This is a genomic window from Curtobacterium sp. MCBD17_008, from assembly GCF_003234475.1.
Classification (GTDB): Bacteria; Actinomycetota; Actinomycetes; order Actinomycetales; family Microbacteriaceae; genus Curtobacterium.
Window position 1 is genome coordinate 136,548 of sequence record NZ_QKTK01000002.1, and the last position, 25,895, is coordinate 162,442.

A 25,895-nucleotide genomic window follows, 5' to 3' on the forward strand; every position below is an offset into this window, starting at 1 on the left:
CGGTTGGTCCGGCCGGGCGGACGCGGGATGCTGGTCCGTGCGCCTCCGAACCCATCGGGACCAGCGGCACCAGCAGGAAGAGCGCACCGTGAACGAGCGCATCCGTCCCTCCCTCCACGACCTGCGCCGCCAGCCCGACGAGTGGCACCGCCGCGGTCTGAGCCACCCCGACGAGATCGACGCGATGGTCTCGCGCCGGACGTCCGGGTCGACGCCCGCCGAACCCACCTACGCCGACTTCTTCACCGGCGTCTGACCCGGGACGCCGCCGGGGCACCGCCCGCTCCCGGCGCCGCACCCGGCGCGCGTGCTCCCGGCGCCGCACCCGGCGCGCGTGCTCCCGGCGCCGCACCCGGCGCGCGTGCGTAGGCTCGGCGTCATGTCCGACTTCACCGCCGACCAGGCCGCCGTCGTCCGCATCGAACGCGCCGAGGAGGGCCGCTGGGACCTCACCATCGTGAGCGACAGCGGCGTCCCGATGGGGCACGGCGTGCACCTCTTCGACCACACGCAGGACGACGGGGTCGACGAACTCGCAGCCGCCGCGGACTTCGTCGGCGGCTACGGGTTCCGGTTCGACGGCGAGGCCGTGCAGCAGGACGGGCCGGACGCCTTCTGGGCGCCGCTCTTCCGGAGCTGACCGGTCGCGCCCGGACCGGCGCCGCCCGGCCCTGCCCTCCGCGGACGACGGTCACGGTCCGCGTTCCCCGGATGGGATGATGTCGCGGTGCCACCGATCGACGACGACGACGGGTTCCGCCGACAGCGGTTCACGGACGCCGGGGGAGCGGACTACACGGCGATCTTCCGGTCCGAGTACTCCGGTCGGGACCTCGTCGGGGCGACCACGACGGTCACGGACGCGTTCGCGACCGAGGGCACGCGGTACGAGTACTCGCTGATCGGCGACGCCGACCTGACGCTCCGCACGATGAACGCGCACGGCGGCCGTCGTGGTGGCGTGATCGGTCCGCGGGACGACCACGTGCTGTTCTGGCTCCAGCAGGGCCGCCTCGAGATGCACTTCGCGGACCGGTCCCGGGTGATCGAGCCGGGGACGCCCTACATCGCCTCTGCGTCCGAGGCGTACCGCTTCGCCTCCGAGGGCACGGTCTACAACGGCGTGCACATCTCGGACGCGTTCCTGCGCCGGACCGCGGCCGAGCTCGGCTACCGGATGCCCTCGGGGCCGGTGCTGTTCGACCAGCAGGACGATCGCATCGCGCGGTACGGGCCGCTCCGGCGTCTGCTCCGTGAGGTCAGCCCGACGCTCATGGACGACCGGGTGCGCGGCGCGATGCGGACGGCCCTGAACCGCCGGCTCGCCACGGTCGTGCTCGACACCTTCCCCGTGCGGGACCGTGGCGACGACGTCCCGACCGCGAGCCGGATCCGGGACGCCATCGCGTTCATCGAGGAGCACGCACGCGACCGCCCCTCCGTCCCGGCCATCGCGGCCGCAGCCGGACTCAGCGAGCGCGGCCTGCAGGAGGTGTTCGCCCGCACCCTCGGCGTCACGCCGAACGGGTTCCTGCGCGACCACCGCCTGGACGAGGTCCGGCGGGAGCTCCTCCGCGGTGCGTCGCCGAACAGCGTGCTCGAGGTGGCCCGGACCTGGCGGTTCACGAACCCGAGCCGGTTCGCCGTCGCCTACCGCGCGCGGTTCGGCGAGGACCCCTCGGCGACGCTGCGTGCGTCGACGTCGCAGCGCCCCGACGGCGGGTCGTCGTGGCGGATCCGGCGGGCGGTCGACTACATCGAGGCGCACCTGGACGGGGCGTGCTCGGTGGCCGACATCGCGGCGGCGGCCGGCCTCCGGCCGCGACGCCTGCAGCAGCTCTTCCGGGAGGAGCGGGGCACGACGCCCAGCGCCTTCCTCCGTGAGCTCCGCGACCGTCGCCGTCGCGGTGGCTGGCCGGAGCGACGCTCCTGACGGGCTGACGGGCTGACGCGCCGACGGGCCGGGAGGCGCGGGGCCGGGTGGGCCTCCCGTCCGACGTCCCGACGACGCCGCGCGTCAGCGTTCGGTCGTGGCGGGCGCTGCGGTGGCGAGCGCGACCATCTCGGCGACGACGGCGCGGAGGCGGACGGCCAGGTCCGCCTGGGACTGCACGGTGAAGCGGTGGGCGGCCTCGGACAGCGCCGACATGACGAGGGCGACGGCCGTGCGGGCGGTGTCCTCGTCGGTCCGGGTGGTCACCGCGGCGATGAGGGCCTGACGGGACTCGGCCATCCAGCGCATCACCATCGAGGTCATCTCGGGGCGACGGACGAGGAGCTCCTTCGCGCGGGCGCGGTCGGCGGCGAGCGGGACGGTGTCCGCGACGAGGGTGCAGACGTCGTCGACGAGCCGACCGTCCGCGGCTGCGAACCGGTCCCGCACGACGTCGGGGACCTCGACGGTGTCGAGCCCGATCGCGGCGTGCGCCTTCGACGAGAAGTAGTTGAAGAACGTCCGGGGGGAGACGTCGGCGTCCGCGCAGATCTGTTCGACGGTGACCCCGTCGAGCCCCTGCTCGGTGACGCGCGTCAGGGCGGCGTCGTGGATCGCCTGGCGCGTCTGCTGCTTCTTGCGCTCGCGGAGCGTGCACGGCTCGGTGCCGTCGGGGTGTGCGGGTGCTGCCGTGGTGGTCACGGGAGGACCTCCGGGGTGGGAGAGACGAGGACGGGCCGCCCGCGCGCAGCCGAGGGGACGGCGAGCGGACGGGCGGCCCGGGTGGTCACCGACGCTGGGTCGGGGTGGAGCCGGTCATCGGACCGGTGAACGAGCCTGCCTCTGCAGCGGCGAGACCGGCGTCGGTCTCGAGCTGTGCCTGCGCGGACATGTCCGCCTGCTCCTGCAGGGCCGAGCGCTGCCGCAGCGGCGGCACCTTGAAGAACCAGGTGAGCACGAACGCGAGCAGGATCACACCGAGTCCGACCCAGTAGATCGCGACGGACGAGGCGTTGAAGCCGGCCATGAACGGGCGGGTCAGGCGGGCGTCGGCGCCGGTCAGGAACGAGGTGTCGTTGGTGGCCGATGCGCTCGAGCCGTCGTGCGCGCCCTTCTCGATCTGCTCCGCGAGGTCGGGGACGACCTGGTCGACCCAGTAGGTGCGCTGTCCGGCGTCCTCCCAGTCGACCGCGAGCTTGCCGTCCACGACGCTGGCGTGCGCCTTGTCGGCTGCCGTCGCGAGCGCGGTGGCCTCGGCCTGCGGGGTGGCGTCGGAGACCTGCTGCGCGATGACGGTCTCGGCGGCCGCCGCGGGGAGCGTGCCGGCGGCGACCTGCGCCTGGACGGCGGTGGTGACCTGCTCGGTGACGGCCTGGTCGGCGGCCTGCTTCGCGGTGGTGGTGGCGCGCGCCAGGCCCGAGCCGATGCTGTCCCGGACCGGGTCGACGATCGGGTTCCAGATCTGGTCCATGACGCCCTGGTTCGCCTTCGCGCTGGCGACCCGCGGGTCGAGTGCGGCGTCGAGTGCGGACGTCAGGTCGGCCCTGTCGGCCGTCGCGTGGACGATGTTCGTCGGCATCACCGAGAACAGGATCGACAGGAGCACGGCGGTGCCGAGCGTGCCGCCGATCTGGCGGAAGAAGGTCGCCGAGCTGGTGGCGACGCCCATGTCCCGCGCCTCGACCGATCCCTGCGACGCGAGCGTCAGGGACTGCATGACCGAACCGAGTCCGAGCCCGATGAGGAACATGCCGATCATCAGGAACCAGAGCGGCTTGTCGATCGTCATGAAGGTCAGGACGACGTACCCGGCGGAGACGAGCGCGGTGCCGATCACCGGGAAGACCCGGTACCGGCCGACGCGGGCGACGATCTGACCGGAGACGATCGAGGCGATCATGAGGCCGCCGACGAGGGGGAGCGTGGCGAACCCGGACTCGGTCGGGGTGAGGCCGACGACGATCTGCAGGTAGAGCGGGATGGTCAGCATCGCGCCGAACATCGCGAACCCGACGAGGAAGCCGATGACGGTCGCCATCGAGAACGTGCCCGAGCGGAAGAGCTTCAGCGGGATGATCGCCGCGTCGCCCATCTTCGACTCGATGAGCAGCAGTGCGACGAGGCCGACCGCGCCGATGACGTAGCAGGCGATCGCGGCCGCCGACCCCCAACCCCAGGTGCGGCCCTGTTCGGCGACGAGGAGCAGCGGGACGAGGGTGACGATGACCGCGGTCGCGCCCCACCAGTCCACGACCGGCTTGTCCTTCGTGTCGTGCACCTTCGGCAGGTGCAGGAAGACGATCACCATGACGAGCGCGGCGATGCCGATCGGCACGTTGATGAGGAGCACCCAGCGCCAGCCGGTGATGAAGAGGATCTCGGACGCGCCGGCGAGCAGACCGCCGATGAGCGGGCCGATGACCGAGGAGATGCCGAACACGGCGAGGAAGTAGCCCTGGTACTTGGCGCGCTCACGCGGGGCGAGGATGTCGCCCATGATCGCCAGCGGCAGGGACATGAGTGCACCGGCACCGATGCCCTGCACGGCGCGGAAGGCCGCGAGCATGAGCATCGAGGTGGACATCGACGAGAGCACGGCGCCGAGGATGAACACCACGATGCCGAAGATGTAGAGCGGACGACGGCCGAAGACGTCCGAGAGCTTGCCGTAGATCGGCGTCGCGATCGTCGACGTGATGAGGTACGCCGTCGTGACCCAGGCCTGCTGGTCGAGTCCGTGCAGGTCGTCACCGATCGTGCGGATCGCGGTGCCGAAGACGGTCTGTCCGAGCGAGGACAGGAACATGCCCGCCATGAGGCCGTAGATGACGAGCAGGATCTGACGGTGGGTCATCAGGGGTTGCTGGCCGGGCGCGCCAGCGGTCGTGGCGTGCCTGTCCTGCACCGAGGTCGCTGCGGTGGCTGTTGACAATGGGGGTCCTTCTTCATCGATGTGCCCGGGCGGCGGACGCGTCGTCGGGCGGTGGCGAGGTCGGGCGGAGGCCGGGATCCGGACGGATCGCGAGGGCTGCTGCGCGCCGTGAAACCTTGCAGACGATGCAAAGTTACACCCGATAGTTCCATGACGCAACCATCTCCCCGGACCTCGCGGACCTCGCGGACCTCGCGGACCTTGCGGACCTCGCGGACCTTGCGGACGGTGCGGACGGTGCGGACGTCTGCTCAGGAGAGGTCACGCAGAGCCCGGTCGACCGCGTCCTCCGGGCGACCGTCGTCCTGCTCGGCCCACCACCGGAGTGCCGCCGTCGCCGCCCCGATCACGACCGCTGCGGTGACCGCGGGCGCGAGCCCGTCTGCCCGGACCCCGTCGTGCTCGGCCACGAAGCGGACCAGGTGCTCCTCGGTGCCTCCGGGGAACCGGGGGGCCTCGCGGGCGAGGGTCGGGTTCACCCGGATCACCCGGAGTCGGTGCCGGGTCGTCTCGACCACGGCGTCGGGGAACGTGGCGGCCGTACGGTAGGCGGCGCGGAGGCCGGCGCGCGCTGGTTCGTCAGCGGGGCGGGCGTCCAGGGCTGCGGTGAGGCGCTCGGCGAACTCGTCGAGGCCACCCCAGACGAGCGACGCCTTCGTCGGGAAGAGCCGGAAGAGCGAGCGCCGGCTGACCCCGGCAGCGGCGGCGACCTCGTCCATCGAGACGAGGTCGTACCCGCGCTCGTCGAACAGGCGGAGCGCGACGAGCGACACCCGGTCCGGGTCGATCGTGCGGGGTCGCCCGGTCGGCCGATCTGCCATGGGCCGATCCTGCCACGCGGTCGTCCGGGTGCCGGACTCTGGTGACTTCCGGCACTGAGTGCTAGAACTGTGCCGACGGGCGACCGTCGCCGGTGGGACCCGCCCGTCGGCTGCTCGACGAGGAGACACCATGACCGACCCAGCACCAGCCACCGCGTCCGCTGCCCGTTTCGCCGGCCGGACGGTGATCGTCACCGGAGCGGGCTCCGGGATCGGCCGCGCGACCGCCCTCCGCATCGCCACCGAGGGCGGCCGGGTGATCGCCACCGACGTCGTCGCCGACCGGCTCGACGCGCTCCGCAGCGAGCTCGTCGACGGCGCCGGACTCGACGTCGAGACCGTCGTGGGTGACGTCGCCGCCACCGAGACGATCGAGGCGCTGCTCGCCGTCGCCGGCGACCGAGTCGACGGGCTCGCGAACGTCGCCGGGATCATGGACGCGTTCCTGCCGCCGGACGAGGTCGACGACGCCACGTGGGAGCGGGTGTTCAGCGTCAACGTCACCGGGCCGATGCGGCTCACCCGTGCCGTGCTCCCGCTCATGATCGCCGCGGGCCGGGGGTCCGTCGTCAACGTGGCCTCCGAGGCGGCGCTCAAGGCCTCCGCCGCGGGAGCCGCGTACACGTCGTCGAAGCACGCCATCGCCGGGTACACCAAGAGCGTCGCCTTCTTCCACGGGCCGCAGGGCATCCGTGCGAACGCGGTCGCGCCGGGTGCGGTCGCGACGAACATCGAGGCCCCGATGCGGAGCGAGTACGCCGCCCGTCGGGTCGGCCCGATCATGCAGACCACGATCCCGCCGGTGGCGCAGCCGGAGCAGCTCGCGGCCGCCATCACCTGGCTGCTCAGCGACGACTCCGCGAACGTCAACGGGGCGGTCCTGCCGAGTGACGGCGGTTGGTCGGTCGTCTGAACCGGCCGCACGACGGACGGGAGGCCCGTGGCGGCGCCGCCACGGGCCTCCCGTCCGTCCCGTCCGCCCCGCGCCGTCTGGGGTGCGCTCCGAAAACGGGATACCGTTCCTCCTATGAGCACCGAGACGAACACCCCCACCGAAGCCGTCGACGAGGAGCCCGTGATCACCTTCGCCGACCTCGGGCTCAGCGATGCCGTCCTCAAGGCCGTCAAGGAGATCGGGTACGAGACCCCCTCCGCCATCCAGGCCGCCACCATCCCCACCCTGCTCGAGGGCCGCGACGTCGTCGGCCTCGCCCAGACCGGCACCGGCAAGACCGCCGCCTTCGCGCTCCCCGTGCTCTCCCGCATGGAGTCCGGCGCCAAGCTGCCGCAGGCACTCGTGCTGTCCCCGACCCGTGAGCTCGCGCTCCAGGTCTGCGAGGCGTTCGAGCAGTACGCGTCGCACATGAAGAACGTCCACGTCCTGCCCGTCTACGGCGGCCAGGCGTACGGCGTGCAGCTGTCCGCCCTGCGTCGCGGGGTCGACGTCGTCGTGGGCACGCCGGGTCGCATCATGGACCACATCGCCAAGGGCACCCTCGACCTGTCCGAGCTGAAGTACCTCGTGCTCGACGAGGCCGACGAGATGCTCAAGATGGGCTTCGCCGAGGACGTCGAGACGATCCTCGCCGAGACGCCGGACACCAAGCAGGTCGCGCTGTTCTCCGCGACGATGCCCGCGCAGATCCGCCGCATCTCCAAGCAGTACCTCAACGACCCGGCCGAGATCACGGTCAAGGCGAAGACGACCACCTCGGCGAACACCACGCAGCGGTACCTCATCGTCTCGTACCCGCAGAAGGTCGACGCCCTCACGCGCATCCTCGAGGTCGAGGACTTCGAGGGCATGATCATCTTCGTCCGCACGAAGAGCGAGACCGAGACCCTGGCCGAGAAGCTCCGCGCCCGCGGGTACGCCGCCGCCGCCATCAGCGGGGACGTCGCCCAGGCCCAGCGTGAGCGCACGGTCAACCAGCTGAAGTCCGGCAAGCTCGACATCCTCGTCGCGACCGACGTCGCCGCCCGCGGACTCGACGTCGACCGCATCACGCACGTGGTGAACTTCGACATCCCGGTGGACACGGAGTCCTACGTGCACCGCATCGGCCGCACCGGTCGCGCGGGTCGTTCGGGTGCCGCGATCAGCTTCGTCACCCCGCGCGAGCGCCGGCTGCTGTCGGCGATCGAGAAGGCCACCCGGCAGCCGCTCACGCAGATGCAGTTGCCGAGCGTCGAGGACGTCAACTCGACCCGCCTCACCCGCTTCGACGACGCGATCACCGCGGCCCTCGAGCAGCAGTCCCGGATCACCGCGTTCCGCGACATCATCGGGCACTACGTCGAGCACCACGACGTCCCCGAGTCGGACGTCGCCGCGGCGCTCGCCGTCGTCGCACAGGGCGACACCCCGCTCCTCCTCGACCCGGCCGACGACCGCGTCCGCCAGCAGGCCGAGCGCGACGAGCGCCGCAGCCGCGACGACCGTCCCGCCCGGGACGGCGACCGTGAGCGCGACGGCGGCGACCGCCGACGTCGCTCCGTCCCGATGACGGCCTACCGCATCGAGGTCGGCCGCCGCCACCGTGTCGAGCCCCGGCAGATCGTCGGCGCGCTCGCCAACGAGGGCGGCCTCCGCCGCGACGACTTCGGTGCGATCCAGATCCGCCCGGACTTCTCCGTCGTCGAGCTGCCGTCGGACATGGGCTCGGACGTCCTCGACCGACTGCGCGACACCCGGATCAGCGGGAAGCTCATCGAGATCCAGCCGGACCGTCGCGGCCCGATCCGCCGAGACAGCGGTCCGCGCCGTGACGGCGGGCGCTACGGCGACCGGGACGACCGCGGTGGTCGCGACGACCGCGGGTACGGCGACGACCGCGAGGCGCGCAAGCCGCGTCACACGCGCGACTGACACGACCGGCCGCGCACGCGACCGGCCGCTGACGGGAGGCCCGTTACCACTGGTACCGGGCCTCTTGTCGTTCCTGTGCACACCCTGGTGTGCCTGCGGCGCGGTTGGGTACTGTGGACCGCGTCAGAGCCTCCGGGGGATCTTCTGCGCGGGGGTGCAGGTACGAAGAGAAGAGGGGTTCACCATGTCGCGTGTGCTTTCGACCGAGCAGGCGAAGACCGCCATCCGTCAGATCCAGTCCATCGTGAACGGTGGGTTCACGGACCAGATCTCGCAGCTCGATGCGCAGGGGCGCATCCTGTCCGACTCGAACGTGTGGGACGGGCCGTTGGCCGCGAACTTCCGTGGTTCGACGTGGCCGGAGACCAAGGCTGCGCTGGACAAGGCGAAGACGGAGCTCGAGCAGCTCCGCACGCAGCTCGACAAGATCTCGCAGGACATCTTCACCGCGGGTGGCGGCGCGTAACACCGCCCGACAACGCCCGGGTCGTCGACGAGTTCGACGGCCCGGGCGTCGTCGTACCGGGCCGGCCGTCCCCAGATCGGGGCGTGGTGCTGACAGTGGTCGCCCGCCTGCGGTAGACAGGACAGCACGCCGACGTCGCCAGGGGTGACGTCGAGCGCAGGGGAGCGACCGGCGGGACCCGGGACCGTCGCCGACCCCGATGGCACCCCCGTGCGCGGCAACCGCGTGCACGGGTCTTCGGGATCAGGAGGGGACACCGTGCACAGCACCCACGGTTCACCGGAGGCACGTCGATGACGGCGGTCGAGGTCGGGCGTCAGGACCGACGTCGGCTCGAGGTCGGCACCCCGCGCCGTCGGCTCCTCGCCGTGCGGACGGTCGCCGTGCTCGCGGCCGTCTCCGGCATCAACTACATCGCGTGGCGGTGGGTGGCCTCGGTGAACTGGCACTCGTGGTGGATCGCCGTGCCGCTCATCCTCGCCGAGACGTACAGCGTCATCGACTCGGTCCTCTTCGCGTTCGGCGCGTGGAAGCTCCGGGAGCGCGGTGAGCCGCCGACCCCGCCGAGCGACCCGGTCACCGTCGACGTCTTCATCACGACGTACAACGAGCCGATCGACCTCGTCATGCGCACCGCCCGTGCCGCGAAGGCGATCCGGCACCCGCACGAGACCTGGATCCTCGACGACGGCAACCGTCCGGAGATGCGGGCGGCGGCAGAGGCCGAGGGCCTCGGGGTCATCACGCGCGGCAAGGACTGGGTGGACCGGCCGCGCCACGCGAAGGCCGGCAACCTCAACAACGCGCTGCTCGCCACGCAGGGCGAGTTCCTGCTCATCCTCGACGCCGACCAGGTGCCGGACCCCGCCATCCTCGACCGGACGCTGGGGTACTTCAAGGACGAGCGGATGGCACTCGTGCAGACCCCGCAGTGGTTCGAGAACGTGCCGGACTCGGACCCGCTCGGCAGCCAGGCGCCCCTGTTCTACGGGCCGATCCAGCAGTCGAAGGACGGCTGGAACGCCGCGTTCTTCTGCGGGTCGAACGCGATCCTGCGCCGCGAGGCCCTCATGCAGCTCGGCATCACGCGGTACGTCCGCGAGGTCGAGACGAGCGTGCAGCGCACCGTCAAGACGGCGAAGAAGCTCCTCGCCCGCGCACGCGAGAACGAGACCGACCCGCGCGTGCTCGCCGCCCTCGACGACGCCGAGGTCGTGGTCGAGCAGGCACGCGCCGACATCGCCACGGGCGAGCCGCTCGGCGACGTCACCTACCGGTTCCAGCGCGGCATCGACGCGATCGCCTTCCGGTTCGCCGCGGCGGACCTCGAGGCGGTCCGTGCCGAGCTGCAGGAGCTCGCCGCGATGTCGACCGACGCCAACACGTTCGCGGGGCTCGACGACGCCGCACTCGACGTCCTCGGGCAGCGCGACGCGTCGCCGGTCGCCGCGATCGAGGCGATCGCCGTGCTGACCCGCGCGCTCGACGTCAACCGCGACGACGAGGCGCAGCCGATCATGCCGCTGGCGACGATCTCGGTGACCGAGGACATGGCGACCGCCATGCGCCTGCACGGTCTCGGCTGGAAGTCGGCGTACCACGACGAGATCCTCGCGAAGGGCCTCGCGCCCGAGGACCTCCAGACCATGCTCGTGCAGCGCCTCCGCTGGGCGCAGGGCACCATGCAGGTGTTCTTCCGCGAGAACCCGCTCGTGCAGAAGGGCCTGTCGTTCGGCCAGCGCCTCATGTACTTCTCCACGATGTGGAGCTACCTGTCGGGCTTCGCCGCGGTCGTCTACATCGCCGCACCGGTCCTCTGCCTGTCGTTCGGCGTCGTGCCGGTGCAGGCGTACAGCGTGGACTTCTTCGTCCGGCTGATCCCGTTCCTGGTGCTCAACCAGCTGCTGTTCTGGGTGGTGGCCGCAGGCAGACCGACGTGGCGCGGGCAGCAGTACTCGCTCGCGCTCTTCCCGGTCTGGATCGAGTCGGTGACGAGCGCGTTCGAGAACGTGTTCCGCGGCAAGCCCCTCGGGTTCCGCGTGACGCCGAAGGTGCGCGACGAGTCCGAGGCACGGCCCCGGTGGGACCTGGTCAGGCCGCAGCTCATCGCGATGGGGGCCCTGGTCGCCGCGCTCGTGATGATCGCGATCCGCTACCTGGCCGGGCAGGCCGAGGGCATCGCGCCGCTCGTCAACACCGCCTGGGTCGTGTTCGACCTGTTCATCTTCAGCATCGTCATCCGGGCCGTGCGCTACCGCGGACCCGAGGCGGAGATGCCCCTGGCCCACGAGTCGACCACCGTCGGAGGACCCCTGTGAACGTAGACGCCAGCATCGACGTCCCGGCGGTCCCGGCGTCGCTCGACACCGTGCAGGACACGTTCGGGTCGTGGTGGGAGGGCCTGGGGGTCGACGACGTCTCGCTGCGGTTCCGGTTCGAGACCGCGCTCGTCGAGATCGCCGCCAACGTGATCGAGCACACCCGCCGGTCCGACGTCGGTCAGGGCCGACGGTTCCTGCTCGACCTCGGCACCGACGGCGACGACCTGGTCGCGGTCCTGTCCGACAACGGCATGCCGGTCGACATCGACCTCGGCGAGGTCACCATGGCGGACCCCGAGGACGAGGGGGGCCGGGGGCTCGCCCTGGCCATCGCCGCCCTCGACCGCCTCGAGCACACCCACCAGGGCGGCCGCAACGTCTGGACGCTGGTGTGCGCTCGTTGAGGCAGAACGCGGCGAAGGCGGTCGCGCTCCTGGTCACGATCGGCGTGCTCGTGCTCGGGGGGGCGCTGCCCGCCGACGCCGTCACGTCCGGCGTCCGCGAACCCGCGAGCGGGAAGACCTGGTTCGGACCGGACCTCGACTGGGGTTCGGACTCACCGGACGGCTACGAGGGACGACTCGACGCGACGCCGTCCATGTACGGCGTCGAGGTCGCGTACCCGATCGACCGGTCGGCCGAGCGGGAGCTGCTGCGCGCGACCCGTGCCGCTGCGGCGCAGGGTGCCGTGCTCGTGGTGAGCCTCGAGCCGGACCGTGCGCTCCGGACACTCACGAAGGCCGACGCCCGTCGGGCGAACACGCTCCTCCAGGAGATCCACCGGCAGTACGACACGCAGCTGCTCGTCCGCTTCGCCCCGCAGATGAACGGCACGTGGCTGCGCTGGGGGCAGCAGCCGACGCAGTTCATCCGGGCCTTCCGGGCGCTCGCGACGCAGGTGCACGCGGGGAACTCGGACGCCCGCATGGTGTGGCAGCCGTCCTACGGCGCCGGGTACCCGTTCGGCTCGTCCGCCGGCCGGTTGGCCGACCTGTCGGCGACGGACACGGAGAAGCTCGACACGAACGGCGACGGGCAGCTGACCGAGGCCGACGACCCGTACCTGCCCTACTGGCCGGGCGAGGCGTCGGTCGACTGGGTCGGCCTGTCGATGTTCTACTTCGGCAAGGGAGCGGCGACGGAGGCCGCCGGGCGTGACGTCCCGCTGACGCGGAACGACGTGCCGGAGTCCGACGAGGTGGCACAGCGCTTCGCCGAGACCTGGGGCTACCAGCGGCCTCAGCCGGAGACGTTCACGGAGCGCTTCGCCGAGGGCCGGGACCTCCCGATGCTCCTCGACACCGGTGCGCTCTACGACCACTCGCTCGGAGGGGACGCCGAACTGCTCGTGAAGCAGGGGTGGTGGCGGCAGGTCATCGACGCCGTCCGCGACCACCCGGAGGTCCGCGGTGTGACCTACATCGACGCGATCCGGCGCGAGCCCGAAGCGGGCAACCGGCCCGCGGACTGGCGGTTCGCCAAGGCGCCGGGGGTCGCCGGGTCGTTCCGCACCGATCTGCAGGAGTCCGACCGCTTCGTCTTCGGTCCGGTCACCGAGCGGGTCACCCCGCAGCAGGGCGTCGAGGCCACCAACCAGCAGCTCGACACCGGCGGCGACCAGATGGCGTGGATCGTCTGGTTGGCGGCGGGCCTCGCGGTCGTGTTCGTGTTGAGCGGGCTGTTCGGGCGGCTCGTGCCGAGCTGGCGCTACCCAGACGACGGCAAGCCCGGACGCGACCTCCGACTCGACCTGTTCCGCGGGTTCATCATCCTCGCGGTGGTGATCACGCACATCGAGGTGTCCGGCCCGTACTCGTACCTGACGCTGCACGCGGTCGGCGCCATCACCGGTGCCGAGATGTTCGTGTTCCTGTCCGGCATGGTCCTCGGCATGGTCTACCCGCTCGGCGTCGCCAAGTTCGGCGAGTGGGCTTCGGCGATCGGGGCCTTCAAGCGAGCGCGCAAGCAGTACGTCGTGACGCTCGTCGTCATCCTCGTCGTCTTCGCGCTGAGCTTCATCCCGTTCCTGAACACCGACGCGATCACGACCTTCACCGACCGAGGGACCGGGACGGACGGCGTGCGGGCCGAGGGGCGCGTCTACGACCTGTACCCGAACGCGATGCAACTGCTCGCCTACCCGCCGCCCTGGTACGCGATCCGACAGTTCCTGCTGCTCGAGATGGGCCCCTGGCCGTTCAACATCATGGGCCTGTTCGTGGTGCTGAGCCTGTTCATCCCGGTGTTCATGTGGATCATCCGCCGCGGGTTCTGGTGGGCGCTGCTCATCGCGAGCTGGGCGCTCTACGTGTTCCAGGTGCTCAACCCGGAGTTCAAGCCGGTCAACGCCCAGTTCGACGCGGTGTTCCCGCTGTTCATCTGGCAGGTGGTGTTCACGCACGGCCTCGTGCTCGGCTACCACCGACGGCAGATCACGCGCGCCCTGACCGGCCGCCTCGGCAAGGTGCTCGTCGGTGTGCTGGTGTGCGGGTACGCGGCGTTCCTGGTCTACGTCTGGGCGGGTGACCGGTTCGACTTCACGCCGGTGCCGTTCCCTGCGGACATGTACCGCGAGCTGTACAACACGGCGTACCAGCGTGTGGACCTGCAGTGGGGTCGTCTCGTCGACATCGCGTTCTTCGCGATCGTGTCGTACGCGATCCTCACGGTGTTCTGGAAGCCGGTGAACGCCGTGATCGGCTGGCTCTGGATCCCGCTCGGTCAGGCCAGCCTGTACGTGTTCGTGTGGCAGGTGTTCTTCGCGCTCGTGGTCGCGTCGATCCCGGTCGACTACGGCAACGTCTGGATCGGGACGATCACCCACACGGTGCTCATCCTGCTCGTCTGGTACATGGTGCGGAAGAAGTTCCTGTTCTCGGTCATCCCGCGCTGACGCGCGGCGCGCGACGGGCTACAGGCAGACGGGAGGCCCGGTACCAGCTGGTACCGGGCCTCCCGTCTGCCTGTCCGGCCGTCCGGCCGTCAGCGCGACGCGATCGGCGTCGGGTCGACCGGGTCCGGCGGCACCGGCAGGGAGCCGCGGATCTGGTTCTGTGCCTGGCAGTCGCTCGTGCAGTTCGTCGCACCCGCGCTCAGTTCGACGGCGTCCTCGCCGAGCACCCCGCCCATGCGTCCACCCGGCTGCACGGTCCAGGTCGTGGTCGTGGCCGTCTGCGAGGTCTTCGTCGCGACCTGCGGGCTGTCCTTGCCGAGGAGCATCTGGTGCGCGCCGCTGCCCGAGGCCACCGCCGCGGTGCCGTCGCCGAAGTTGACCTTGCCCGTGTACGGGTTGACGAAGTAGAACAGGCCGGCGCCGAGCGTGTGCGTGAACTCGACCGGGCCGGCGAACTCCGTCTCCATCTGGAAGATCCCGCCCTGGGCGCCGTCCTTGGCCTGGATCTTGTACTTGCCGGCTGCGGTGCTGAAGATCGCGACCAGGGTGTCGTCCCGCACCTCGAGGGACGACAGCCGCGTGCCGTCGAGCTGGGCGGGCGTCAGCGTCGGGACCTTCGACGCGAACACGACGGTCGGCTTCGTCACCATCCGCTGCGTGTCCGGTGCGCCGGTGAGCGTGTAGTCGTGGACGCCGAGGTCGGCGACCCGGATGTCGAAGCCGTTGTGCTTGCCGCGCACGGCGATCGTGCCGGACACCGCGGTGTCACGGAGCTTGAAGTCCTTGCCGACCGCGGGGTTCGTCGTGGTGCCGTTCACGGTGACGGCGTAGTCCCCGCCGGTCGAGGTCTTGCCGGACGCCTGCGCCGGGGCGACCCCGACGAGGGCGACTGCGGCGACCGCGGCGGCGACGACGGTGGCGGCGATGCCGACCGTGCGGCGACCCGCGGTGCGGCCGCGGTGGGTGGTCGTGGTGTCCATGGTGTGCCTCCTGTGCTCGGGGCGGTTCGTCCCCTCGGCACGATCGTCGCCGCTGCAGCGCGACGGCACCATCGGACCTTGGTACTAGTACCCGCCTGCCGGACGACGTCGGCGTGCGGTCACCAGCCGTGGTCCCGGGCCCAGAGCGCGGCGCTCGTCCGGTCGGCGACACCGATGCGGCGGAACACGCTGCCGACGTGCACCTTCACGGTCCGTTCGGCGATCCCGAGCTCGGTGGCGATCTGCCGGTTCGACAGGCCACGGGCCAGGCGGACCAGCACGTCACGCTCGCGCGGCGGCAGGTCGGGCGCGTCCCGGTCCGCCGCACCACGGAGCGGACCACCGGCATCGTGTCGGTCCGGACCGTCGGCGCGGCCGCGCACAGGACCGTCGGCGCGGCCGCGCACCGGACCGTCGGCGCCGCCGCGCACAGGACTGCCACCGAGGGATCGGGCCGCGTCGCCGGTGCCGGCCGGGACGCCGCTCCCGCCCCCGGCACCCGCATGACCGCCGGCACCCGGGTGACCGTCGGGACCCGTGTGACCGTCGGCATCCGCGCGACCGCCGGCATCCGCGTGCCGGTCGGCCCCGCGGGGCAGGAGGCTCCGGGCCACCCGCGGGTCGATCGGCACTTCGTCCCGCGCCGTCGCCTGCACCGCCCGGACCACGTCGTCGGGGTCGGCGTCCTTGAGCAGGTAGCCGGTCGCGCCGGCCGCCAGCGCGGCGCGGACCCGGGCGTCGTCGGCGAACGTCGTGAGCACGAGCACCCGGGCCGTGGGCACGCGCTCCCGCAGCGCGGCCGTGGCGGCGACCCCGCCCGCGCCCGGCATCGACAGGTCCATCACCACGACGTCCGGCTGCAGGGTCTCCGCCAGGTCGACCGCGGCCTCGCCCGTGGCGGCCTCACCGACCACCGTGCAGTCCGCCGTCGTGTCGAGCACCGCCCGCAGCCCGTTGCGGACGAGCGCGTGGTCGTCGACGAGCAGCACCCTCACCACCGGTCGGCCTCCGCCGGCAGGCTGAGCTCCCACGTGGTGCCGGCACCCGGCGCGGTCCGCAGGTGCAGCGACCCGCCGGAGTGCTCGGCCACCTGCCGGAGCAGCGTCGTGCCGAGGTGTCCCTCCCGCCGCGCGCTGAGGACCGACAGCGGGTCGAAGCCCGTCCCGTCGTCGGTCACGCGGACCGACAGGTCGCCGTCCCGCCGTCGGACGACGACCTCGACCCGCGAGGCCCCGGCGTGCCGCACCGTGTTGGCCACTGCCTCCCGCACGAACCGCACGACCGCGGTCAGGGCGGCCGGCGGGGCGTCCACCCGATCCGGCACGTCGAGGACGGTGGCGATGCCGGAGGCGTGGGCGCGCGCGGTGGCGTCGGCGAGCGCGGCACCGAGCCCGTCCCGGTCGGGGGCGGCCGGCTGCACCGCCGACATCAGCGAGCGCAGGGCGGACACCGCTCCGCGGAGGGTCGACGCGGCGGCGTCGAGCGCCGTGGCGGTCGGACCCGTCGCTCCCCGCGCGACCGCGCCGAGCGAGAACGCGAGCCCGGCGACGTCCTGGACCGGTCCGTCGTGCAGGTCCGCGGCGATGCGTCGGCGCTCGGCGGTCTCGGCGTCGAGCGCGCGGACGAGCAGCCGTTCGCGGTCCCGCTGGCCCGAGCGCAGGCGGAGCAGCAGCCACAGGAGCACCGGCAGGAGCAGCCCGATCACGACGGCGACCGTGCCGAACGCGAGTGCCGCGAACGCCGAACGGAGCGACGCGGAACTCGCCAGCACGTCGTCGTACGGGTAGTAGACCTCGAGCAGCAGCGGGTCGCCGGAGGGGACGTGGACCGCCTGGTACGCCTCGAGGAGCGGCCCCTGCCCCCGCTCGTAGCGGTTCTCGGGTGCGCTCAGGTCGGACACCTCGGCGTCGGACCGGTCCTCGGCGAGTGCTTCGAGGTCCTCGTCGGACAGCGTGAACCGTTCACCCGTGAGCCGGGGTTCGTCCGACCAGAGCACGGTCCCGTCCGGTGCCCAGAGCTTGACGCGGACGGCGGCGCTGGCCGCGGTGGCACGGCGCACGGCCCGGTCGAGGGCCTCCACCGCCTCCCGGTGTGCGGTGGTGTCGGCCTGCGGGTCGACGATCGCGTCGCGGAGCGCGGGTTCGACGACGGACCGTGCGACGGCCGCGGTGTCGCGGGTGGCGTCCTCGACGGCGAAGCGTTCCGCTGTCCGCTGCGAGACGAGCGTCCCGGCAGCGGCGACCGCGGCACCGCCGAGCACCGCCGCGAGCACGACGCCCACCAGGACCCGACGCCACGGGGTCGCGCGGACCGGGCGTCGCCGCGGGTCAGGGGGCACGACGACGACGGCCCTCGGTGCGCGCTCGGCGTCGCCGTCGGGCGCTGGCTCCGTCGTCCGTGGTCCGCGCACCCGGTCACCGTAACCGCTGCGCGGTGTCCGGTACGGCTCCGGCGGGCGTCGGCGCGCGGGGCGGACGAGACCGGCTCGTCGAGACCGGCCGGAGCGGAGGAGCGTGACCCTCGTGCTCGGCGGACTCCCAGGCGCGGTGCGGTGGTCAGGGGTTGAGTGGCCTCACAGCTTCGCGCGCCCGCTCAGACGGAGGCCGGGGGTGCGGACCGGACGTCGAGGAGGACGGATGGACATCGACCGCAGGCTGTTCCTGCTCGGAGGCACGGGGGTGCTGCTGCTGGCCGGCTGCTCCACGCGCCCCGAGCGGACCGAGGTCGCCGACTGGCCGACCGACCCGCCGGAGGGACCGGCGACCATCAGCTGGTGGGCCGGGCAGGTGGCGTCGAAGGACGGTGGGGACCTCCGACGGCGACTGATCGCCGAGTTCCAGAAGGAGCACCCCGACATCCGCGTGCGGATCGTCAGCGCCCCGAGCGACACCGACACGAACCGGACGTCGCTGACGACGCAGATCGCAGCCGGGTCGCCGACGCCGGACGTGTACCTGGGCGACGTCGCCTGGCCCGGGCAGTTCGCGAAGAACAAGCTCGCGACGCCGGTGAACACGCTGGTGGGGGAGGACTTCTTCGAGCAGTTCCCCGAGGGGCTCCGGCTCGCCGCCAGTGTCGACGGCACGTACTACATGTTCCCGCTCTACATCGACGAGTCGTTCTTCCTGTACCGCAAGGACCTGCTCGACAAGCACGGCTTCCAGGTACCCGGGTCGTGGGAGGAGGTCCGCGACACCGCGGCGAAGCTCGTCGACACCGGGGACGTCTCGTACGGGTTCGCGTTCCAGGGCGACGTGTACGAGGGCCTGACCTGCAACGTCACCGAGTTCGTCGCCGACGCCGGTGGCTCGCTGCTCGACGACGGCCTCGAGAACGCGACGACGACGAGTTCCGAGACCCGGCGGGCGTTCGAGTTCATGCGCTCGCTCGTCACCTCCGGCGCGAGCCCGCGTGCGACGCTCACGTACCAGGAGCAGGACACGAACGACGCCTTCTCGGGCGGTCGTGCCGCGTTCCTCCGGAACTGGTCGTACGCGTGGGGCATCGCGAACGGCCCGGACAGCGCCGTCCAGGGCAAGGTCGGGCTCGCCGCCCGCCCGACGTTCGACGGGATGGAGGACCACCACTCGACGATCGGCGGTTGGGGGAACTACATCAACCCGCACACCCAGCAGCCCGCAGCCGCCCTCACGTTCGCCCGCTGGATGTCGAGCGAGACGGCGCAGCAGTTCCTCACCCGCGAGGGCGGGGTCCTGCCGGCCCGGTCCGCGTCGCTCGTCAGCGCGGACGCGAAGCGGCAGCAGCGCCCGACGTACGACACCGCCGCGGGCATCACGCTCGTGCCGCGTCCGACCTCGACCGCCTACTACCCGAAGGTCTCGCAGGGCGTCTACCAGAACGGCAACGGCATCCTCGGCGGGCAGCGCACCGTCGACGGCGGGACGCGCGCGATGGCCGACGCCATCGACCTCGCGCTCCGGGGAGCGGCGCTGTGAGCGCCGCGACCGGCGTCCGGACGTCGACCCGACCGGGAGGCCCGGCCCGCCCCGACCCCGTCGTTCGCCGGAGCGGACGGAACCGTCTCGACCGCCTGCGTGCCCGGAGCGCCTGGGGCTTCGCCGCCCCGGCCCTCTTGGTCGTCGCGGCGGTGACGATCTTCCCGGTCGTCTACTCGATCGTCCTCAGCTTCGCGGACGTCGAGATCGGCTACGACGGCTTCGCGATCCAGGGCTTCGGGTTCGACAACTATGCGGCCCTGGTGCAGAGCGCCGACTGGTACCGGGCGCTCGGCTTCACGTTCCTGTACACGATCGTCACGGTGTTCGTGGAGCTCGTGCTCGGCATGCTCGTCGCGCTCGTGCTCGAGCGGCTCGGGGCGACCCGGGGCTGGATGCTCGCGCTCATGCTCGTCCCGTGGTCGCTCGTGACCATCGTCAACGCCCAGCTGTGGAAGTACGTCTACGACTCCACGTACGGGGTGGCGACCTGGTTCTTCGCCCTGTTCGGGGAGGCGCCGGTGATCCTCGGCGAGCCCGTCCCGGCCATCACCGGACTCATGGTGGCCGACATCTGGAAGACGACGCCGTTCGTCGCGATCATCCTGCTCGCGGGCCTGGTGCAGATCTCCGAGGACCACTACGAGGCCGCGGAGCTCGACGGTGCCAACGGCTGGCAGACGTTCTGGCGCGTGGTGTTGCCGCAGCTCGCCCCGACCCTGACGATCGCGGTGCTGTTCCGCATCCTGCAGGCGTTCGGCGTCTTCGACCTGCCCTTCGTGCTGACGAACGGCGGCCCCGGGACGAGCACCCAGTCGCTCGCGATCATGGGCTACAAGGTGCTCTTCCAGGACATCAACATCGGGCCGGGAGCGGCGATCGCGACGAGCACCGCGCTCATCGTGGCCGCCGGCTGTCTGCTCTTCCTCCGGGCCTTCCGGAACCAGGCGAAGGGAGGCGAGGCCTGATGCCCCGTCAACGGATCCGCAAGGGCTGGCGGCGGTGGGTCAACACCGTCAACGTCAGTGCCGTCGTCATCGCCGTCGTCACCGCGTTGCCGCTGTACTGGCTCGTGACGACGTCGTTCAAGCCGTCCTCCGAGATCGCGCAGTCCCCGCCGACCGCCTTCCCGATGTCGTTCACGCTCGACAACTTCGTCGTGGCCTTCCGGGACAACGCGCTCGGGCAGTACATGGTGAACAGCATCATCGTGTCGGTGTCCACGACCGTGATCGTGCTCGCGCTCGCGTTCCTGGCCGGGTACGCGCTCGCCGGCCGGTGGATCCGCGGACGCACCGCGATCATGACGTCGCTGCTCATGCTGTCGGTGTTCCCGGCGATCGCGGTGCTCACCCCGCTGTACCTGCTCGAACGGAACCTGGGACTGCTCAACTCGTACCCCGGGCTGATCGTGCCGTACGTGGCGTTCAACCTGCCGTTCGCCATCTGGATCATGCGGAACTACCTGCAGGGCATCCCGTCGACGATCGAGGAGGCCTCCGAGATCGACGGCGCCGGTGCCTGGCGGACGGTGCTCTCCGTGATCCTGCCGATGGCGAAGCCCGGGTTGTTCACCGTCGGGGTCTTCACCTTCACCGCGTCGTGGAGCGAGTTCCTCATGGCGCTCACCTTCAACAGCGAGAACTCGCTGCGGACGATCCCGGTCGGCATCGCGCTGTTCGGGACCCAGTTCACGGTGCCGTTCGCGCAGATCTTCGCGGCGAGCGTGGCGGCGACGGTGCCGATCGTCATCCTCGTGCTGGTGTTCCGCCGGTCGATCGTCTCCGGGCTCACGTCCGGCGCGGTGAAGGGCTGAGCGGCCGCACACACGACGGGAGGCCCGTGGCGATCCCGCCACGGGCCTCCCGTCGTGTGCCAGCGCGACGCGCTGCCGCGTCGACGACGGTGTGTCAGCGCTGCTTCGTCGTGCCGACGAAGAGGTCGTCGAACAACCCCTGGTCGTCGGTCGGCTGCTCGCCGTGCTTCCAGCGGCGGCGCAGACGGCGGATGGTGGTGATGCGCACCGGGTCGACGCCCGGCTCGGACTCGTACATGCCCATGGTGTCCCTTCCCGTCGGACATGACCCCCTTGCGAGGGGTCCTGATCGTCACCGACGGTACGACGGTGGACGGGAGCACGTCCGGGCGAACGGGGAGGTCGCCGACCCATCCGCGCTGCGCGGACAAACCCCCCGGCGACGATCCGACCGGCCCATACCCTGCACTACGACGCGGGTGGCACCCCGTCGTCGAGCGCCCCGGCGATCAGGTCCACGATGCGGACGAGGCGTCGACGCTCGCGTTCCGAGAAGGAGGACAGGAGTTCGTGCAACTGCTCGTTGGTGCTCGCCAGCGCCGCTGCGAAGACCTCCTCGTGACCGGGTGTGAGCTCGATGAAGCGGCTCCGACCGTCCTCCGGGTTCGGCACCCGTCGCAGGACACCCTGCCGTGCCAGCCGGTCGACGAGACCGGTCACCGCGGGGCCCGTCAGCCCCAGGTGCACGCTGAGGTCCTTCACGCGGACCGACCGTCCGGCCGTCTTCGCGCGCCACACGTACCGCACGACCAGCAGGTCCGTGCCGGTGATGCCGGTCCGGTCGCGCAGACGGTCGCGCAGCGAGATCGAGGAGTGCTCGAGCCGGGCCAGGGCGCCCATGACGTCGAGTTCACTCACGGGCTCGCCTCCTCGACGTGCAGCCGCGCGCGGGTCGGCTCCGCGCGTTCGGGCTCACCCTATCCGGACGGCGGTCTCGTCCGGTCCGGTCGGGTGACCCGGTGAGCGCGCCGACGTCCTCAGATGGTCCGGGCGACGAGCAGTCCGTCACGCCGGTCCGGTTCGAGGTCGCCGGGACCGAACCGGAGGCGGCCGTCCGCGACCTCGCCGGCATCTACGCCGGCAAGCAGTGGTTGTCCCGCCGGACAGAGGGCGAGTACTCGTACCGCTACACGGCCGTCGGGGACTCGGAGGTGTCGATGCGCCGGTCGACCATGAACGGCTTCCTCCGCGGCGCCTCCACCCCGGGCAACGAGCTGGTGATGGGGTGGCTCACGTCGGGCTCCGGCGTCCCCGACACCCTGCGCGACCGCGTCCCGCTCCGCATCGGGCAGCCGACGCTGTTCGCCGCGCACCGCGAGGTCGTGTTCGTGGCCGCCGACTACGACCAGCAGCTCGTGCACCTGGATCGTCGGTTCGTCCGCGAGGTCGCCTCGGAACGGTTCGACGTGGGCACCCGCGACCTGCGGTTCGACCACCTGCGACCGACCGAGAGCGCGGCCGTCCGGCACTGGCGCGACTCCCTCGGCGCGCTCTCCCGCGCGCTGCGCGAGGGCGGGACCGACTCGCTCGTGTGGCACGAGGCGAAGCGGCAGACGGCCGACGCCTTCCTCCGGGTCGTCCCGCCGCAGCTCGACCGCCTCCCCGCCGAGCTGCTGCACCCGCGGCAGGCGAAGCTCCGGGCCGCCGTCGAGTACGTCCACGCCCACCCCGAGGACCCGATCACCATCGCGGAGCTGGCGCGGGTCGCGGGGTTGAGCGTGCGCAGCGTGCAGGAGTCCTTCCGCCGGACCCTCGGTGTCTCGCCCCTGACCTACCTGCGGCAGGTACGGCTCGACCGCGTGCACGACGAACTGCTCGCCCGCGACCCGCGGACGGCGTCGGTCGGTGAGGTCGCGACCCGGTGGGGCTTCGCGCACCTCGGACGCTTCTCCGCGGCCTACGCGGAGCGGTTCGGCGAGTACCCCAAGCAGACGCTCCGACGGTGACCTGCTGACCCGGAGCGGCACGGGTTCCCCGGCAGGACACCGGGACGCGCTACGGTTCCGCCATGACCGGTACGCCGACGACCGCCGCGGCCCCGCCGACCACGGCAGGACGACGGGCACTCGTGTCCTGGGCGCTGTGGGACTGGGGCTCCGCCGCCTTCAACGCCGTCGTCACGACGTTCGTCTTCAGCACCTACCTGGCGAGCCGGGCCTTCGTGGACCCGGCACTGGTCGCCGCCGAGGACTCGACCGGTGCAGCAGCCGCCGCCGTCGAGCGGGAGCTCGCCCACAACGCCGCCGTCGTCTCGACGGCGTTGACCGTCGCGGGCATCCTGGTCGCCCTCGTCGCCCCCGCCGTCGGGCGGCTGGCCGACACGTCCGGGCACCGCAGGCGGTCGGTGCTCATCGCGACGGTCGGCGTCTTCCTCTCGATCGTCGGCATGGTGTTCGTCGCCCCGGAGCAGCCGTACCTGGTGCTCGGCGCCGCGCTCATCGGCATCGGGACGGTCGCGTACGAGATCGCCTGTGTCGGGTACAACGCGATGCTCGGGCAGGTCGCCACCGGACCGAAGACCGGCCGGGTCTCCGCGATCGGCTGGGCCGCCGGGTACTTCGGCGGGATCGTGCTCCTCGTCGTCCTGCTCCTGCTCTGCATCCAGGACTTCGGCGTGGACGGCCGCGGTGGGCTCCTGCAGCTCCCGGCGACGGTCGCGGGCGGGCAGTGGGACGTGCGCGTCGCGATCGGGATCGCCGCGGTCTGGCTCGCCGTCAGCTCGGTCCCGCTCTTCCTCGCCGTTCCCGAGGCACCCGCCGACCCGAGCCGCCGCGGGTCGCTCTGGACCGCCTACGCGGACCTCGGGCGGGACGTCGCCCGGCTCTGGCGGACGCGGCGCAACGTGCTCGCGTTCCTGCTCGCGAGTGCGGTGTTCCGCGACGGCGTCGGCGCGGTGTTCACGTTCGGCGGGATCATCGCCGCCCAGGTCTTCGGCTTCAGCCCGTCCGAGGTCATCCTGTTCGCGATCGTCGCGAACGTCGTCGCGGGCATCTCGACCGTGCTCTCCGGCCGACTCGACGACCGGTTCGGGTCCCGTCCGCTCATCATGGTGTCGCTCGTGGGGCTGGCTCTGACCGGCACCGCGGTGCTCTTCGCCGGCTCCGCGCAGGTCTCGTTCTGGGTGCTCGGTCTCGCGCTCTGCGTGTTCGTCGGGCCGGTGCAGTCGTCCTCCCGGGCGTACCTGGCCAAGCTCGCGACGCCCGGTCGTGAAGGAGAGCTGTTCGGCCTCTACGCCACCACCGGCCGCGCGGCCTCGTTCATCGCGCCGGCGCTGTTCGGCCTCGCCGTGACCGTCGGCGGGTCGACCCGGTACGGGATCCTCGGGGTGGTCGTGGTGCTCGTCGCCGGGCTCGTGCTCATGGCGTTCGTGCGCGACGAGACCCGGCCCGCCAGCCGGGGCGCCGCCGCCTGACGGAGGCGGGGAAGGCCTCCCGGCCGCCGCCTGCCCGCGGGTCCTGCTGCCCTCGACGACCACCGAGACCGCCGCGCGTACCGTCCGGGTCGACGACCCACGAGGAGGAACCCCATGAAGGCAGTTGTCTGGCACGGCATCGGCGACATCCGGCTCGACGAGGTCCCGGAGCCCACGATCCAGGACCCGCACGACGCGATCGTGCACATCACCCGCTCGGCGATCTGCGGTACCGACCTGCACTTCGTCCGCGGCACCATGGCCCCGATGCAGGAGGGCACGATCCTCGGTCACGAGGCCGTCGGTGTCGTCACCAGCGTCGGCGACGCCGTCCGTGGCTTCAGCGCCGGCGACCGCGTCGTGATCAACTCGACGATCTCGTGCGGCGCGTGCCGGTACTGCCGGATGGGACAGACCGCGCAGTGCGACGTCGCGAACCCGAACGGCCCGCAGGCGGGGACGAGCTTCTTCGGCGGCCCCGAGTCGACCGGTCCCGTGAACGGTCTGCAGGCCGAGTACGTCCGGGTCCCGTGGGCGCAGAACACCATGCACCCGCTGCCGGAGAACGTGAGCGACGAGCAGGCCATCCTGCTCTCCGACATCTTCCCGACCGGGTGGTTCGGTGCCGAACTCGCCGGCGTCACCCGCGGCGACGTCGTCGTGGTGTTCGGCGCGGGCATCGTCGGGCAGTTCGCCGCGGCGTCCGCGTTCAAGCAGGGCGCCGGGCGCGTGATCGTCGTCGACGGCGAGGAGACCCGGCTCGCCGCCGCGCTCGCGCAGAACTGCGAGGTCGTCGACTACAACCGCGAGGACCCGGTGCAGGCGATCATGGACCTCACGAACGGGATCGGCGCCGACGCCGTCATCGACGCGGTCGGGGTCGACGCCGAGCGCCCGAAGCGGGGCCCGGCAGCGGTGTCCGACGAGCAGGCGGCCGCGTTCGACGCCGAGGTCGCCCAGGTCGCGCCCGACGCCTCCCCGGACGGGTTCGGCGAGGCGCAGCAGTGGAAGCCGGGTGACGGCCCGTCGCAGGTCGCGCAGTGGGCGGTCGCGTGCGTGGCGAAGTACGGCCGGATCGGGATCATCGGTGTGTACGGGCCGACCGCGCAGTCGTACCCGATCGGTGAGGCGATGAACAAGAACCTCACGATCCGGATGGGCAACTGCGACCACCACTCGGTCACGCCGCCGCTCATCGACATGGTCGCAGCGGGCCAGTTCGACCCGACCGCGCTCATCACCGAGCACGAGGGCATCGGTTCCGCGATCGAGGCGTACGAGGCCTTCGACCGTCGCGAGCCGGGCTGGATCAAGGTGGAGCTGTCGGACACGTCCGCCTGACGGCGGTCCACACGCACGCGCGGACCGCCCACGGCTCGGCCTGGAGGCCCGGCACCGGTCAGGCGGACCGGTGCCGGGCCTCCCGGCGCTCGCGGTGCGTCGGCGGCTCCTCCACGGACGTGCTGCGGCGCGGAGTTCCGCACAGATGCCCGCGA

The 25,895-nt window shown here is 71.8% G+C and carries 23 protein-coding genes; 15 read left to right on the forward strand and 8 right to left on the reverse strand.

Translation table 11 applies throughout. The features are described 5' to 3' along the window. The first annotated feature begins 88 nt into the window (after positions 1-88). From DEI95_RS16565 to DEI95_RS02500, 3 genes are all read left to right on the forward strand, one after another. Positions 89-256, forward strand: a complete 168-nt coding sequence (locus DEI95_RS16565; protein WP_181419415.1) for a hypothetical protein — start codon at positions 89-91, stop codon at positions 254-256. Between the two features lie 123 nt (positions 257-379). Further along, entirely contained in the window at positions 380-640 is a 261-nt protein-coding gene (locus tag DEI95_RS02495) for a hypothetical protein (protein WP_110823585.1), read from the forward strand. A gap of 87 nt (positions 641-727) precedes the next feature. Then, a complete protein-coding gene (locus DEI95_RS02500) occupies positions 728-1,933 on the forward strand; it encodes an AraC family transcriptional regulator (protein WP_111059293.1) in 1,206 nt (401 codons plus the stop codon). A gap of 84 nt (positions 1,934-2,017) precedes the next feature. Here the strand turns inward: DEI95_RS02500 and DEI95_RS02505 are convergent, their stop codons facing one another. The 3 genes from DEI95_RS02505 to DEI95_RS02515 form a co-directional block, all read right to left on the reverse strand. Beyond that, positions 2,018-2,635, reverse strand: a complete 618-nt coding sequence (locus tag DEI95_RS02505; RefSeq protein WP_110823587.1) for a TetR/AcrR family transcriptional regulator — start codon at positions 2,633-2,635, stop codon at positions 2,018-2,020. An 85-nt stretch (positions 2,636-2,720) separates the two neighbouring features. Beyond that, positions 2,721-4,787, reverse strand: a complete 2,067-nt coding sequence (locus tag DEI95_RS02510) for an MDR family MFS transporter (protein ID WP_111059294.1) — start codon at positions 4,785-4,787, stop codon at positions 2,721-2,723. Positions 4,788-5,116: 329 nt separating this feature from the next. Then, entirely contained in the window at positions 5,117-5,686 is a 570-nt protein-coding gene (locus tag DEI95_RS02515) for a TetR/AcrR family transcriptional regulator (RefSeq protein WP_110911434.1), read from the reverse strand. A gap of 130 nt (positions 5,687-5,816) precedes the next feature. On the opposite strand from DEI95_RS02515, the gene DEI95_RS02520 reads away from it, so the two are divergent. The 6 genes from DEI95_RS02520 to DEI95_RS02545 all read left to right on the forward strand — a co-directional run bounded on the left by DEI95_RS02520 (position 5,817) and on the right by DEI95_RS02545 (position 14,235). Beyond that, positions 5,817-6,599 (forward strand): SDR family NAD(P)-dependent oxidoreductase, encoded by a 783-nt coding sequence (locus DEI95_RS02520; RefSeq protein ID WP_110901388.1) that lies wholly within the window; start codon positions 5,817-5,819, stop codon positions 6,597-6,599. Positions 6,600-6,713: 114 nt separating this feature from the next. Continuing rightward, positions 6,714-8,555 carry a DEAD/DEAH box helicase gene (locus DEI95_RS02525; RefSeq protein ID WP_110823591.1) on the forward strand — a complete coding sequence of 614 codons (1,842 nt, stop codon included), beginning with the start codon at positions 6,714-6,716 and terminating at the stop codon, positions 8,553-8,555. A gap of 184 nt (positions 8,556-8,739) precedes the next feature. Next, complete coding sequence (locus DEI95_RS02530) at positions 8,740-9,021, forward strand: pyrophosphorylase (protein ID WP_110823592.1); 282 nt, start codon at positions 8,740-8,742, stop codon at positions 9,019-9,021. Between the two features lie 293 nt (positions 9,022-9,314). Further along, positions 9,315-11,339: a glycosyltransferase gene (locus tag DEI95_RS02535; RefSeq protein ID WP_110823593.1), complete on the forward strand. Its 2,025-nt coding sequence runs from the start codon at positions 9,315-9,317 to the stop codon at positions 11,337-11,339. Further along, the gene (locus DEI95_RS16570; protein WP_110823594.1) at positions 11,336-11,746 is read left to right on the forward strand and encodes an ATP-binding protein; all 411 of its coding nucleotides are present in this window, start codon (positions 11,336-11,338) and stop codon (positions 11,744-11,746) included. Before DEI95_RS02535 ends, DEI95_RS16570 begins: the two co-directional genes overlap by 4 nt. Then, complete coding sequence (locus DEI95_RS02545) at positions 11,734-14,235, forward strand: OpgC family protein (RefSeq protein WP_111059295.1); 2,502 nt, start codon at positions 11,734-11,736, stop codon at positions 14,233-14,235. The genes DEI95_RS16570 and DEI95_RS02545 overlap by 13 nt, the downstream gene beginning before the upstream one ends. Before the next feature lie 89 nt (positions 14,236-14,324). On the opposite strand, the gene DEI95_RS16575 is transcribed toward DEI95_RS02545, so the two are convergent. The 3 genes from DEI95_RS16575 to DEI95_RS02560 all read right to left on the reverse strand — a co-directional run bounded on the left by DEI95_RS16575 (position 14,325) and on the right by DEI95_RS02560 (position 17,625). Beyond that, positions 14,325-15,215 carry a hypothetical protein gene (locus tag DEI95_RS16575; protein ID WP_181436170.1) on the reverse strand — a complete coding sequence of 297 codons (891 nt, stop codon included), beginning with the start codon at positions 15,213-15,215 and terminating at the stop codon, positions 14,325-14,327. 119 nt (positions 15,216-15,334) lie between these two features. Then, positions 15,335-16,210, reverse strand: coding sequence for a response regulator transcription factor (locus tag DEI95_RS02555; protein ID WP_181436171.1), 876 nt, complete (start codon positions 16,208-16,210; stop codon positions 15,335-15,337). Then, a complete protein-coding gene (locus tag DEI95_RS02560; RefSeq protein ID WP_111059297.1) occupies positions 16,207-17,625 on the reverse strand; it encodes a sensor histidine kinase in 1,419 nt (472 codons plus the stop codon). Before DEI95_RS02560 ends, DEI95_RS02555 begins: the two co-directional genes overlap by 4 nt. Positions 17,626-17,851: 226 nt before the next feature. Here DEI95_RS02560 and DEI95_RS02565 point away from each other — a divergent pair, with 226 nt between their 5' ends. From DEI95_RS02565 to DEI95_RS02575, 3 genes are read left to right on the forward strand one after another with little or no spacing between them, the layout of a single operon-like run. Then, positions 17,852-19,171: an ABC transporter substrate-binding protein gene (locus tag DEI95_RS02565; RefSeq protein WP_110823599.1), complete on the forward strand. Its 1,320-nt coding sequence runs from the start codon at positions 17,852-17,854 to the stop codon at positions 19,169-19,171. Then, positions 19,168-20,139, forward strand: a complete 972-nt coding sequence (locus tag DEI95_RS02570) for a carbohydrate ABC transporter permease (protein ID WP_181436172.1) — start codon at positions 19,168-19,170, stop codon at positions 20,137-20,139. The genes DEI95_RS02565 and DEI95_RS02570 overlap by 4 nt, the downstream gene beginning before the upstream one ends. Continuing rightward, positions 20,139-20,987 carry a carbohydrate ABC transporter permease gene (locus DEI95_RS02575; protein ID WP_110823600.1) on the forward strand — a complete coding sequence of 283 codons (849 nt, stop codon included), beginning with the start codon at positions 20,139-20,141 and terminating at the stop codon, positions 20,985-20,987. Before DEI95_RS02570 ends, DEI95_RS02575 begins: the two co-directional genes overlap by 1 nt. Before the next feature lie 94 nt (positions 20,988-21,081). On the opposite strand, the gene DEI95_RS16580 is transcribed toward DEI95_RS02575, so the two are convergent. After that, positions 21,082-21,231 (reverse strand): hypothetical protein, encoded by a 150-nt coding sequence (locus DEI95_RS16580; RefSeq protein ID WP_181419412.1) that lies wholly within the window; start codon positions 21,229-21,231, stop codon positions 21,082-21,084. A 164-nt stretch (positions 21,232-21,395) separates the two neighbouring features. Continuing rightward, complete coding sequence (locus DEI95_RS02580) at positions 21,396-21,845, reverse strand: MarR family winged helix-turn-helix transcriptional regulator (protein WP_110823601.1); 450 nt, start codon at positions 21,843-21,845, stop codon at positions 21,396-21,398. A 101-nt stretch (positions 21,846-21,946) separates the two neighbouring features. Here DEI95_RS02580 and DEI95_RS02585 point away from each other — a divergent pair, with 101 nt between their 5' ends. The 3 genes from DEI95_RS02585 to DEI95_RS02595 all read left to right on the forward strand — a co-directional run bounded on the left by DEI95_RS02585 (position 21,947) and on the right by DEI95_RS02595 (position 25,740). Beyond that, positions 21,947-22,933, forward strand: a complete 987-nt coding sequence (locus DEI95_RS02585) for an AraC family transcriptional regulator (RefSeq protein ID WP_110823602.1) — start codon at positions 21,947-21,949, stop codon at positions 22,931-22,933. A gap of 62 nt (positions 22,934-22,995) precedes the next feature. After that, the gene (locus DEI95_RS02590) at positions 22,996-24,399 is read left to right on the forward strand and encodes an MFS transporter (RefSeq protein WP_110890361.1); all 1,404 of its coding nucleotides are present in this window, start codon (positions 22,996-22,998) and stop codon (positions 24,397-24,399) included. Positions 24,400-24,513: 114 nt separating this feature from the next. After that, entirely contained in the window at positions 24,514-25,740 is a 1,227-nt protein-coding gene (locus tag DEI95_RS02595) for a zinc-dependent alcohol dehydrogenase (protein ID WP_110823604.1), read from the forward strand. The last annotated feature ends 155 nt before the right edge of the window (positions 25,741-25,895 follow it).

What these genes read in the sequence shown, in the direction of transcription:
- DEI95_RS02535 (WP_110823593.1), top strand. Translation starts at nt 9,315, where the DNA reads ATGACGGCGGTCGAGGTCGGGCGTCAGGACCGACGTCGGCTCGAGGTC.
- DEI95_RS02515 (WP_110911434.1), bottom strand. Translation starts at nt 5,686, where the DNA reads ATGGCAGATCGGCCGACCGGGCGACCCCGCACGATCGACCCGGACCGG.
- DEI95_RS02565 (WP_110823599.1), top strand. Translation starts at nt 17,852, where the DNA reads ATGGACATCGACCGCAGGCTGTTCCTGCTCGGAGGCACGGGGGTGCTG.
- DEI95_RS02510 (WP_111059294.1), bottom strand. Translation starts at nt 4,787, where the DNA reads ATGACCCACCGTCAGATCCTGCTCGTCATCTACGGCCTCATGGCGGGC.
- DEI95_RS16575 (WP_181436170.1), bottom strand. Translation starts at nt 15,215, where the DNA reads ATGGACACCACGACCACCCACCGCGGCCGCACCGCGGGTCGCCGCACG.
- DEI95_RS02575 (WP_110823600.1), top strand. Translation starts at nt 20,139, where the DNA reads ATGCCCCGTCAACGGATCCGCAAGGGCTGGCGGCGGTGGGTCAACACC.
- DEI95_RS02590 (WP_110890361.1), top strand. Translation starts at nt 22,996, where the DNA reads ATGACCGGTACGCCGACGACCGCCGCGGCCCCGCCGACCACGGCAGGA.
- DEI95_RS02525 (WP_110823591.1), top strand. Translation starts at nt 6,714, where the DNA reads ATGAGCACCGAGACGAACACCCCCACCGAAGCCGTCGACGAGGAGCCC.
- DEI95_RS02595 (WP_110823604.1), top strand. Translation starts at nt 24,514, where the DNA reads ATGAAGGCAGTTGTCTGGCACGGCATCGGCGACATCCGGCTCGACGAG.
- DEI95_RS02495 (WP_110823585.1), top strand. Translation starts at nt 380, where the DNA reads ATGTCCGACTTCACCGCCGACCAGGCCGCCGTCGTCCGCATCGAACGC.
- DEI95_RS16580 (WP_181419412.1), bottom strand. Translation starts at nt 21,231, where the DNA reads ATGGGCATGTACGAGTCCGAGCCGGGCGTCGACCCGGTGCGCATCACC.
- DEI95_RS02530 (WP_110823592.1), top strand. Translation starts at nt 8,740, where the DNA reads ATGTCGCGTGTGCTTTCGACCGAGCAGGCGAAGACCGCCATCCGTCAG.
- DEI95_RS02520 (WP_110901388.1), top strand. Translation starts at nt 5,817, where the DNA reads ATGACCGACCCAGCACCAGCCACCGCGTCCGCTGCCCGTTTCGCCGGC.